This window comes from Bacillus sp. JJ1521 (assembly GCF_036965165.1).
Lineage (GTDB): Bacteria > Bacillota > Bacilli > Bacillales > Bacillaceae_L > Ferdinandcohnia.
The window spans coordinates 1-11,249 of record NZ_JBALOX010000172.1; the positions used below are offsets into that span (position 1 = coordinate 1).

Sequence of the window (11,249 nt, forward strand, 5' to 3'; positions counted from 1 at the left end):
TGATTATTATCTTTTGTAGCCATAATTTCATGATAGGTATCCAAACAAAATTTTTTATAAGGTGAGTCAGGCAGATGGTCAAATAAATCAACTGCTTTTTTTGCTGCTAACAATGCTTCATCCATTTTTTCAAGCTCAACAAGGCAAAGCGCAATAAAGGTGTCTTTCAAATAAAACTGTGATAAGTCGAACGGATGACGGTGATAGTCAGGGACCTCAACTTGATTTAAATAATCAATTGCTTCTTTATATCGACCAAGTCCTCGTAATGCCTTTCCTTTTTCTAGATAAAACCATTCCTTAAATTGTTGTTGATGAAATTCTGGATTCGCTAAATACTGATCAACAATTTCAAGGGCTGTACTGTAATCATGTTTTACAGAAGTAAGGGATTCAATGTAAAAGAGCTGTGAAGTAATCTTAGACATTTTATCATCCGAAAATTCAGCATACAGCTTTAACTTATTTAAATAATGTTCATGTAATTCAAGGTCATCAGCCATCATCGAATAGGCAGCAGCAAGCCTATATAAATCATCAATTAAATAAAAGATTTTATTTTTTTGTGAAAAGGAAATCGCTTCATCCATGACATGCTTAGCCGATTCAATATCACCTACTGCAAAGTAAAGAACGGCTTCCTGATAATCAAGGTCTAATCTTGAAACAGGATCGATAAAAACATGCTTTTTCTCAATCTCCTTACGTTCGTGGAGGATTGTAGCTAGTGAATCCTCATATTGATAGTCCATGAAATGAACGAGTCCGCGAAAGACGGCGATACTTGTCCTTTTGGGCGTGACATTCATTTGGTCGTAAAGGTGTGCAGCCTGCTCAAGTGGTTGTCTCCAATCCCTTTGTTTTTCCCAATAAAGACTATAACCATATAACTCCAGCAATCGTGCAGCCACATAACCTTGATTTAATTGAGGAACAAACGGTTCAATTAGTGTAATAAGATTTTTATATTTATCGGGATAATCTTCTCGATCAATAACATATATTTTTTCCGCTTGATCTAATATGTCTTGCAATTCATCGAAATTCACTTCATTTAAAAGCTGTGATAACTCAATTTCAAGTCTTTCTGCAATATAGGTTAAACTCTCCATTGAAGGATTTGCTTTATTATTTTCAATAAGGCTCAGCATGCCTTTCGTCAGTTTCGTTCCTGCAAGCTCTTCTAATGTTAATTTCTTTTGTTTGCGTAATTTCCGTATGCGTTCACCAAGCATGAGAAATAGGCACTCTCCCTATTTAATATATTTTGTTTAATTATATTAAACTTTTTGTTGAAAAGAAAGTATAATGATGATATGATTTGTTTAATCAAATTAAACTTTTCCGTAATGGAGGAATTTTCATGAATGAAGAACAAAAGCTTAAAAAGGCAACGTATCATTTATTTACATTCACAATCAGTAAAATCATTTCCTCATTTGGCGCACAAGTATACGCATTTGCAATTAGTTTCTATATACTGCAATTAACAGGGTCAGCAACAAGCTTTGCAACAAATCTGATTTGTAATCTATTGCCGAGAGCACTTGTCGCACCGCTTGCTGGTTATGCGGCGGACAAATTTTCTCGAAAAAAAATCGTGATTATTTCACAGCTTGTAACAACATTAGCAATTGTTGGGCTCCTAATTGTAAGTATGTCCTATGGCTTATCATTGATTGCAATTTACACAACAACGGTTGTACTATCTCTCGCAAGTTCATTTACTAGTGTTACCTTTACATCATCGGTAACTGGTTTGGTTGATGAAAAACGCATACAAAGAGCAATGTCTCTAAATCAAATTTCAATGTCATTTGCAGCAATTGGTAGTCCAGCAGTAGGCGGACTATTATATGGAACTGTATCGATGGAAGTGTTTTTAGGAATGTATATCGTTGCTTCAGTTCTTGCTGTTATCCTTGAATCTACAATGAATTTCAACCTATTCGCAAAACGCAAGGAGAAAGAAGCACAAGATCAAGCAGAAACAATGTGGCAGAGTATTAAAGCAGGAATCAGCTATTTGAAAACGAAACAGGTTCTTATGATCATGATCTGGATCTCATTAATCATTAATTTTTTGTTTGGAGCATTTGAGGTTGGTTTCTCATTCATCTTAATTGAAAAATTAAAGATGGCTTCACAACATTTCGGCTTCACACAAGGAGCGTTTGCAATTGGAATGCTGTTATTCTCGATTTACTTCTCGATTCGAAAAGAAGTCAAGTTTCCATTTCTCGTTTCAAAGCGAGGAATCATTGGTTTAGGCGTAATCATGGGTGCAATGGCTGTTCCATTAATGATTTCATTATCCTATTGGTCCGTATTTGCGTACTATTTTATAGCAATGTTTACGTTTGGTGCCACGATCATCGTTGTCAACACACCACTTCAAGTGATGATGCAAAAAATGATTGACGATGATTTCAAAGGGCGGGTGTTCTCGATTTTGGAATCAATGGCCGTTGCTTTAATGCCACTTGGCATGATTATTTTTGGATATTTGTACGACAAGTTACCAGGTCAATATATTCTTATCACTTCAGCTATTGTCTTAATCGGAGTAGTATTAGTACTAGCAAGACCAAGTGTTGTTCGAACTGCACATCCAGAATTAACGGAGAAGAAATCCGTCGTTGAAAAAACTAGCACTGCAATATAAAGCTTCGGGCAAATCTTTGTATGGAGCAAATTAGAAATGGTGTGTCAAAACTGACAATAGTTTTGATTCGCCATTTTTTGTTTTAGGGTGATTAGTGACTTTAAAGAAGGTTCCACCTGAGATCACACATCGTAATTAAGTAAGAGAATCAGTGTTTCTGGCAGTAGTGATGTAGACTAAAAAGCGGACACGGTTAAATGGACAGGCGTAGCGGAAAATGTCATTAGTGTGTCCCGATGTAAGGTTGATTCGGACAACGCAGGCTGTAAATGTCGGGATCGAGTCCAAATGTAGAGTCAGGGTATTATGAACATTATTGTTGTGAACAAAATATGACAATGTGTCATTTTTATTTGACTTGTGACATCTTGTCATTTAAAATTTAACTAGTGAGGTGACACAATGTCATGTTAAATAATGAAACTAAAAATAAACTAACGAAACCGAAACTACGAAAGCTTGTGAAAAAGCTTCAACAGCTAGGTGTCAAAGCTTCTATCATCAAGAAACCACTAACTATACATTAGGGAGACGAATTATGTCTATAGCAAATAGAATGGATCAGATAAATGATATGAAAGTGGAGCTTATCCGATTTATGATGTCTTATAAGTTTGCGCTTGAAGAAATGATGACAAAAATCAATATTCTAAAGCAGGAGTTTCAATATATACACGAATACAACCCAATTGAACATGTATCATCGCGAGTAAAATCACCGGAAAGTATATTAAAAAAAGTCAACCGCAAAGGATACGAATTTTCGATTGGGTCCATCAAAAACAATATCCGTGATATTGCGGGAATTCGCATCGTTTGTTCATACATTTCCGATATTTATAGAATTAGTGAAATGCTGCAACAACAAAAGGACGTGACTGTCATTGAGTGTAAGGATTATATTAAAAATCCAAAGCAGAACGGGTATCAAAGCTTGCACTTAATTGTACAAATCCCCATTTTTATGTCCGACCGCGAAGACCATGTCTTTGTTGAAATTCAAATTCGAACCATCGCAATGGATTTCTGGGCAAGCTTGGAACACAAAATATACTATAAATACAATAAAGAAATCCCTCAGCATATGAAGGATGAATTAAAAGAAGCAGCCATTACGGCATCACAATTAGATAAAAAAATGGAGAAGCTTCAAAAAGAAATGAACCAATTAAAAGAATCAGCAAAAGCGGAAAATATCTTTGAAAATGGAGAACAATTCCGTTTACCATCCGACTTACTATCGTTTATCAATCAGTAGGTAAAAGGGGGACAAGTGGATATGCCAAAACTAACATTTTTTAATTTACCTGAGGATAAAAAACACACATTAATTGAAGCGGCGAGAAAGGAATTTTCCAGTGTTCCTTTGTCTGACGCTTCGATTTCCAATATCATCAAATCTGCTGGAATCCCACGTGGCAGCTTTTATCAATATTTTGAGGACAAGGAGGATGCCTTTTTCTTTTTATTAGGTGAGTTTGCGAAAGAAAAGAAAGCAGCGTTCCTTTCTATGCTCGAAAAGTATGAGGGCGATTTATTTGCAACATTTATCGATTTTTTCGAGTTGTTTTTACATGAAGAAGAAAACCTGACGTTTTTTAAAAATGCATTGTTAAATATGACCCATAAAATTGAACGTACCTTTGACAGAATGACGAGTGAACATGAAATTAACGAAAATTTTAAAATGCATTGCTCTCGAATTGACATAGGCAAAATGAATGTCTCAGATGAGGTGGAGTTATTTCATGCTTTGCAAATCATTACATCGGTTATGTTACGCAATTTAATCTATGCATTTGCACATGATTTACCCCGTGATACTGCAATGAACAATTTTATGACCGAAATGAATTTGTTGAAAAAAGGACTTGTCCGGTAGCACACAATTTGTGTCCTGCCGGATATTTTATTTTTCGAGCCTTTTTTCAATCGGAATGAAGTATAATAGAATGCATTAACTTATTCAGCAAACGTTTTCTACTTCTGCTGAATTAAGTTAAAGCCTCCGGCGGATGCCACAGATTTTCAAAGGAAGTTTTTCGAGCGGTAAGACCAAAGACTAAGAACGCCACATCCTGTGGCAACGTCTTTTGACCCACTTCCTGTTGGACTAAAATCTGGGCGCAAATACGCCATGGCAAATTTGATTGAATACAGATTGGATGGGTGTGTGTGCAGAAAACTTATTTATACGGCATTTTGTTATTTGTGATGGCTGCCTGGGGGTTAAATATTGTCGCTATTAAAATATTGGTTGAAAACTTTCCTCCATTTACCATTACTGGTCTACGAATTCTTGCTGCAGGGCTTGTGATATTTGTCTTTTTGTATTTGAAGAAAGATCTTCAAAAAATGAACCTGCAGGAGTTCGGCTATGTATCACTAAGTGCATTAACAGGAATTTTTGCCCACCAAGCATTACTATCCATCGGCTTGGTTAATACAAGTGCCACGAACGGCGCATCCATTCTCGCCTTAATACCGCTTGTCACCAATATATTAGCGGTACTCTTTCTAAGAGCTAAAATGACGTTATTAAAAATGTGTGGGGTCCTTTTGGGATTAACTGGTATTTACTTTATTTTGGTTCTCGGTGGCGGCTCTTTTACGACGCTTTCAATTGGAGATTTATATGTGTTTTTATCAGTTATAGCCCAAGGGCTAAGCTTTATTTTTATTCGAAAAGCTTCTTATACATTAGACCCCAAAACGATTACAGGTTACGCATTGTTAATGGGGGCCGGATTTATGGTCATGTTAAGCTTTGCTATAGAGGGTCAATCCATCCATAAGTTGGGAGCTGCGCCATCATATGTGTGGGTGATTTTCATTGCATCCGCTATTATCTCCACTGGAATCGGAAACCTGTGCTATAACTTTGCCATTTCGCAGCTAGGAGCAGGTGAAACTGCCATTTTCCTAAATCTCTCGCCATTCTTTTCATTAGTAGGATCGGTTTTATTTTTAAATGAAGCATTCAAATGGATTCAGTTAGTTGGATTTATATTAATTGTTATTGGTGTTTTATTAGGAACTGAATTATTTGAACGAAAACCGCGGATTGAAAAGCAAGTCGGGGTTTCAGTGTCGAAATAGATGATAAGGGTCAGCTCTTTTGCCGGAGCTGGCCTTTCCTTTCGGTGTAGGGCACAATTATCTAAAGATTTACACAAAACGAAAAAAGTGAGCTAAAATTAAAGAATAGTACCTAATTTAAAGGAGTGAGATACATATGGATTTAAACCTAAACGAAAAAACAGCCATTGTTGTGGCATCTAGTCAAGGACTCGGTAAAGCAATCGCGACCCAGCTTGTAAAAGAAGGAGCTAATGTCATGCTCGCAAGCCGTAACGAGGAGAAATTAAAAGCGGTCCAAGCGGAACTTTCGGTATTCAATAAAGGCAAGGTTTCTTACATTCAAACCGATATCACCAAAAAAGAAGACATTGAAGCTCTAATAAAACAAACAGTAGATACGTTTGGAACAATTGATATTTTGGTTAACAATGCAGGAGGTCCTCCGGCAGGAACATTTGAACAGTTAGATGATGAGGCGTGGCAGGGGGCGTTTGAATTAAATCTATTAAGTTATATTCGAATGATTCGTGGAGCTCTACCTTATATGCAGAAAAATGGTGGAAAAATCATCAATATTGCATCCTCCTCCATTAAAATGCCTCTTCCAGGTTTGATTCTTTCTAATACTTTTCGCCTAGGAATTGTCGGATTATCGAAAACATTAGCCGACGAATTAGCACCACATAATATACTTATCAATACAGTGGCACCTGGAAGAATTGCAACAGACCGGGTGGCTCATTTGGATCAAGTGAATGCAGAGAAACTTGGCAAGCCGATTGAAGAAGTTGAAGAGATGTTCAAAGAAACAATCCCATTAAAACGCTATGGCACACCTGAAGAATTCGCAAACTTTGTTACATTTTTAGTATCAAATGCCAATACTTATATGACCGGACAAGCCTATTTGGTAGACGGTGGAATGGTGAAGGCCATCTAAAAAACGAAGCCTGTTCCCAATAAAAAAGGGGACAGGTTTTTTCTATATATAAATCTAGTAACTGTGGGCACAAATCTGGCTGTCGAGACGCAGATAACGAAGCAAATTTTCCTGGTGAAACGGAAAAAAAATATATCGACACAAATAATCATAACAAAAGGCATAGTCCAAAAAGAGTAGGTGGATTTGCTTGGATTTTGTCGAATTGGTAGATAAGTATGAATTTAATAAACAATCAGAAAGTATGATTTACGAGATTTTTTTGGAGTGCTATTCTATTAACATTAAAGTATACTAATATATTTTGCTAGAAACGATTACTATACTTTAATTTGAAAGGGGTTACATCATGGGGAAGGGGGACAGATGTCGAATACGATTAATGATCATTTTGAAAGAGAAAGGAAGAGTATGATGGCGAAATAGTCCAAATGGAAAAAGATTACGATTGTAGTATTAGCTGCATTATTATTCATTCCACTTGTCATTCCTCAGGTGAGTGCAAAAGGGAATGATGGCGGAAAGAAGAATGAAATTAGTAAAGAAGTAGAAGCACGAGCAAAAGAAATTTTAACAGTAGATGGCAAAGAATTTAAAGACTTAAATGGGAATGGGCAACTAGATACATATGAAGACTGGAGATTACCAGTAGAAAAAAGGGTAGAGGATTTACTAGAGCAAATGACTGTTGAAGAAAAAGCGGGACTAATGCTAATATCCTCACAGTTCATGCAAGGCGGTGGCTTTGGAGCAGTTAAATGCCCAGCGGAAGAAGGTACCCTTCTTTGTGAAACAGATACATGGAGTGAAACAAATATGTGGGCACAGCCTGGTGACCCGAATTATTATTTTGATGAGCCAGTTTTAGATGCGTCTGGAGCGACTAAAGGTATTCTTGAGCGAAACTTACGCTACTTCATCATTCGTGATAATCCACAGGCGGATGTTTTAGCAAAATGGACGAACGAATTACAGGAACTAGCTGAAAGCTCAAGATTGGGAATTCCAGTCGTGATGACATCTAACCCGCGTAACCATATTAACAATAACTTAGCATTTGGGTTTGCGGAAGCAAGTGGAGTATTTTCTGTATGGCCAGGCGAACTTGGTTTAGCAGCTACAAGAGATGCCAAGTTGGTCAAGCAATTCGGTCAAATTGCTGCAAAAGAGTGGAGAGCTTCAGGAATCCAAAAGGGTTATATGTATATGGCTGATATCATTACAGACCCAATCTGGGGTAGAACAAATGGAACATTTGGTGAACATCCAGAGCTTGCGGCAGATATGATTTATGCGATTGTTAAAGGCTTCCAAGGGGATAAATTAAGTTCAAGTAGTGTTTCTTTAACGACGAAGCATTTCCCAGGTGGCGGTGCACGTGATGATGGGAAGGATCCCCATTACTTAGACGGGAATTTTAACCCATATCCAACAGAGGGAAGCTTACTTAAGTACCATATCCCTCCGTTCAAAGCTGCTATTGAAGCAGGTACGACATCAATCATGCCTTACTATGCGTACCCAAGCAATGAACATAGCGCACCGGATCAACTTGGCACTGGTGAGCCGTTTGAAGAAGTTGGTTTTTCATATAATAAAGCGATTATTGGCGATCTATTACGTGACCAACTAGGTTTCAAAGGCTATGTGAACACGGATACGGGTATTACAACTGCACAGGCATGGGGTGTTGAAGATTTAACACGTGCCGAAAGAGTTGCTTATGCATTAAAAGCAGGAGTTAATATTTTCTCTGGTGAAGCTGATCCAAAATATATAATTGATGCAATCGCGGCTGAACCAGAATTAATCGAATTTGTGGATGATTCGGTTGAATTTTTACTAACAGAAATGATGCAGTTAGGATTGTTTGAAGATCCTTATGTGGATCCTGCAAATGCCGTTAAGGTTGCATCTAATCCTGAATCTCAAAAAATTGCAGATGAAGCACATCGTAAATCAATTGTTCTATTACGTAATGATGAAAAACTACTTCCAATAAATAATGGCCAAATCAAGAAAGTTAAGCTTTATGTGGAAGTATTCACAAAAACGAATGCAGACGGTAGCACAAAAGCGTTAAGAGAAAAGATTGCAAACTATGATAAATCGATTCAGGTTGTCGATAATCTAGAGGATGCAACACATGCTTTAGTCTGGGTACATCCAAGCACTACAACAGCAGATCCGTCCATTAAATTGGGACCTGAAACAGGAATCCCGAATGTTGATCGAATTGTTGATATTCAAAAAACAGTGCCTACAATTACTGCGATTAACATGACAAACCCATGGTTAATCGATAAAATTGAACCAAATGCAGCGGCTGTTATCAGTACATTTGGAGTAAAGGCTGAAGCATTAGTTGATGTGATTCGCGGTAAGTTTAATCCAACAGGAAAGCTTCCGTTCACAATCCCTGCTAACGAAGAGGCAGTAGCGAATGAAAATGGGGATATTCCTGGATATGAAGAAGACCCATCTTATGTGTATAAAAACAAAGTTGGTCAAGAATACTGGTTTGGATTTGGACTTTCCTACAATCAAGGAAAAGCACCAGACCATGCCAAAGAAACAGGTAAACCTGCACATGCAGATGAAACAGGTAAACCAGACCATGCTGGGAAGAAAAACTAAATACATGTATGAAAAGAGGACTGGCGACAGTCCTCTTTTGTAATAAAGTATTCTTTTTTAGTTTCTGTCAAGCAATGATGACCCTGAAATTCCTGGTTCTGTCATTTCGTAAGGGTTCAAAATTAGATCCAATTCTTCTTCGGTTAACACATCATACTGTAAGCAAAGTTCACGCACTTGTTTACCATTTAAAATGGCTTCTCNNGTGCTGCGACTTCATAACCGATATGTGGATTGACAGCGGTGATAATTCCAACACTTTTTTCTACATATTCCTTCATACGCTCTTCATTTGCTTTGATTCCTGATAGACAGTAGTCAGTAAATGCTTTGAATGCGTTATTCATAATGGTAAGTGATTGTAACAAGTTGAATGCTAACACTGGTTCCATCACATTTAACTCTAATTGACCAGCCTCGGTAGCTAAGCTAATTGTATGATCATTTCCGATAACTTGGAATGCTACTTGGTTGATCATTTCAGGCATAACAGGGTTTACTTTTCCTGGCATTATGGATGAACCTGGTTGTCTTGCCGGTAAAATGATTTCCCCAAGACCTGCACGAGGTCCTGAGGCCATTAACCGTAAATCATTTGCGATTTTTGACATATTGGTCATACATATTTTTAATGCAGCTGAAACTTCAGCATATGCATCAATATTTTGGGTAGCATCGACTAGATGTTCAGCACCAACTAAAGGAAGCCCACTAATTTCCGCTAAATAGTTGACGACATTTTTGATATATCCTGGTTCAGCATTTAGCCCAGTACCAACGGCAGTTGCCCCCATATTTACTTCATACAAATGCTGGCGGGATTGCTGGATGCGCTTTATATCACGTTCTAAAACTCGACCATATGCAGCGAACTCTTGTCCAAGTCGAATAGGTACCGCATCCTGGAGATGGGTTCTACCCATCTTAATGATATGGTCAAATTCTTTTGCTTTTTCCTGAAAAACATCCTTCATATGCTCCATTGAGTGAACTAATTTCTCAATTAATTTAAGAGTGGCGATATGAAGTGCTGTTGGAAACGCATCATTCGTAGATTGAGACATATTCACCTGGCTGTTTGGACTTAACTCAGTATAATTTCCTTTTTCAAAACCAAGTATCTCAAGTGCACGATTAGCAATGACTTCATTTGCATTCATATTGATAGATGTACCTGCTCCACCTTGGATAGGGTCTACGATAAATTGGTCATGCATTTTTCCGTTAATAATTTCATCTGCTGCTTGAACAATTGGATTGCCTAAGCCTTCATATAAATGCTTCACATCCATGTTTGCCAGCGCCGCAGCTTTCTTAACGATTGCTAAAGCAATAATTAATTCCTCATGGATTCGGTAACCGGTGATCGGGAAATTTTCAACGGCTCGTATCGTCTGGACGCCATAATAGGCATTAACGGGAACCTCTTTTTCTCCTAGAAAATCTTTTTCGATACGAAATTGGCACATGAATTTCTCACCCTTATTTATATTTTAGTAATCTAAGACTCTTTTAAATAATGAAATCTGCAGGTGTGCAAGGAAGTGAAAGCGCACCCACACCACCCATTATAAGACGAGCATGCATGAACTACAATGAAAAACTTAGAATTGCAATAATGTCAGAATTATTGATGAAAAGGTTCGTTCATGTCTGGACTAAATGATAAAAAAACTGAATAATATGATACAAAGTATTCCGAAACTTTTCTCAATCTCATTCGTAAGCAATAGTATCAGCAGTTTGGGGAAGGGGGGATGAACAATGGTACGACACATGACATTTGCGCTTCTGATTACTGCCGTTGAGGTAGCAGTCTTGTTTGGGATTTCCCTTTATTTAGACGCAAATTTGTTAACTACCATGTTTTTCGGCTCTTGTTTCTTTATCCTAGTCGCATTCCTTATGGGCTCCTCAGGCGATGTT

General features: G+C 37.6%; 7 protein-coding genes and 1 pseudogene. 6 read left to right on the forward strand and 2 right to left on the reverse strand.

All coding sequences use genetic code 11. From position 1 onward, the window contains the following. The coding region (locus tag V7147_RS20235) for a helix-turn-helix domain-containing protein (RefSeq protein ID WP_335369616.1) at positions 1-1,235 on the reverse strand (1,235 nt) is incomplete at its 3' end. Between the two features lie 128 nt (positions 1,236-1,363). On the opposite strand from V7147_RS20235, the gene V7147_RS20240 reads away from it, so the two are divergent. From V7147_RS20240 to V7147_RS20265, 6 genes are all read left to right on the forward strand, one after another. Beyond that, positions 1,364-2,665, forward strand: coding sequence for an MFS transporter (locus tag V7147_RS20240; protein WP_335369617.1), 1,302 nt, complete (start codon positions 1,364-1,366; stop codon positions 2,663-2,665). Positions 2,666-3,203: 538 nt separating this feature from the next. Beyond that, the gene (locus V7147_RS20245) at positions 3,204-3,923 is read left to right on the forward strand and encodes a GTP pyrophosphokinase (protein WP_335369618.1); all 720 of its coding nucleotides are present in this window, start codon (positions 3,204-3,206) and stop codon (positions 3,921-3,923) included. Between the two features lie 21 nt (positions 3,924-3,944). Then, positions 3,945-4,547 carry a TetR/AcrR family transcriptional regulator gene (locus V7147_RS20250; RefSeq protein WP_335369619.1) on the forward strand — a complete coding sequence of 201 codons (603 nt, stop codon included), beginning with the start codon at positions 3,945-3,947 and terminating at the stop codon, positions 4,545-4,547. Between the two features lie 293 nt (positions 4,548-4,840). Beyond that, entirely contained in the window at positions 4,841-5,764 is a 924-nt protein-coding gene (locus V7147_RS20255; RefSeq protein WP_335369620.1) for a DMT family transporter, read from the forward strand. A gap of 136 nt (positions 5,765-5,900) precedes the next feature. Then, positions 5,901-6,686 (forward strand): SDR family oxidoreductase, encoded by a 786-nt coding sequence (locus tag V7147_RS20260; RefSeq protein WP_335369621.1) that lies wholly within the window; start codon positions 5,901-5,903, stop codon positions 6,684-6,686. A 495-nt stretch (positions 6,687-7,181) separates the two neighbouring features. After that, a complete protein-coding gene (locus tag V7147_RS20265) occupies positions 7,182-9,323 on the forward strand; it encodes a glycoside hydrolase family 3 protein (RefSeq protein ID WP_335369622.1) in 2,142 nt (713 codons plus the stop codon). A 57-nt stretch (positions 9,324-9,380) separates the two neighbouring features. On the opposite strand, the pseudogene aspA reads toward V7147_RS20265, so the two are convergent. After that, positions 9,381-10,792, reverse strand: a pseudogene (gene aspA / locus V7147_RS20270) (aspartate ammonia-lyase). Between the last annotated feature and the right edge of the window lie 457 nt (positions 10,793-11,249).

Coding starts and splice junctions, on each gene's coding strand:
- V7147_RS20260 (WP_335369621.1), top strand. CDS start 5,901: ATGGATTTAAACCTAAACGAAAAAACAGCCATTGTTGTGGCATCTAGT.
- V7147_RS20250 (WP_335369619.1), top strand. CDS start 3,945: ATGCCAAAACTAACATTTTTTAATTTACCTGAGGATAAAAAACACACA.
- V7147_RS20240 (WP_335369617.1), top strand. CDS start 1,364: ATGAATGAAGAACAAAAGCTTAAAAAGGCAACGTATCATTTATTTACA.
- V7147_RS20245 (WP_335369618.1), top strand. CDS start 3,204: ATGTCTATAGCAAATAGAATGGATCAGATAAATGATATGAAAGTGGAG.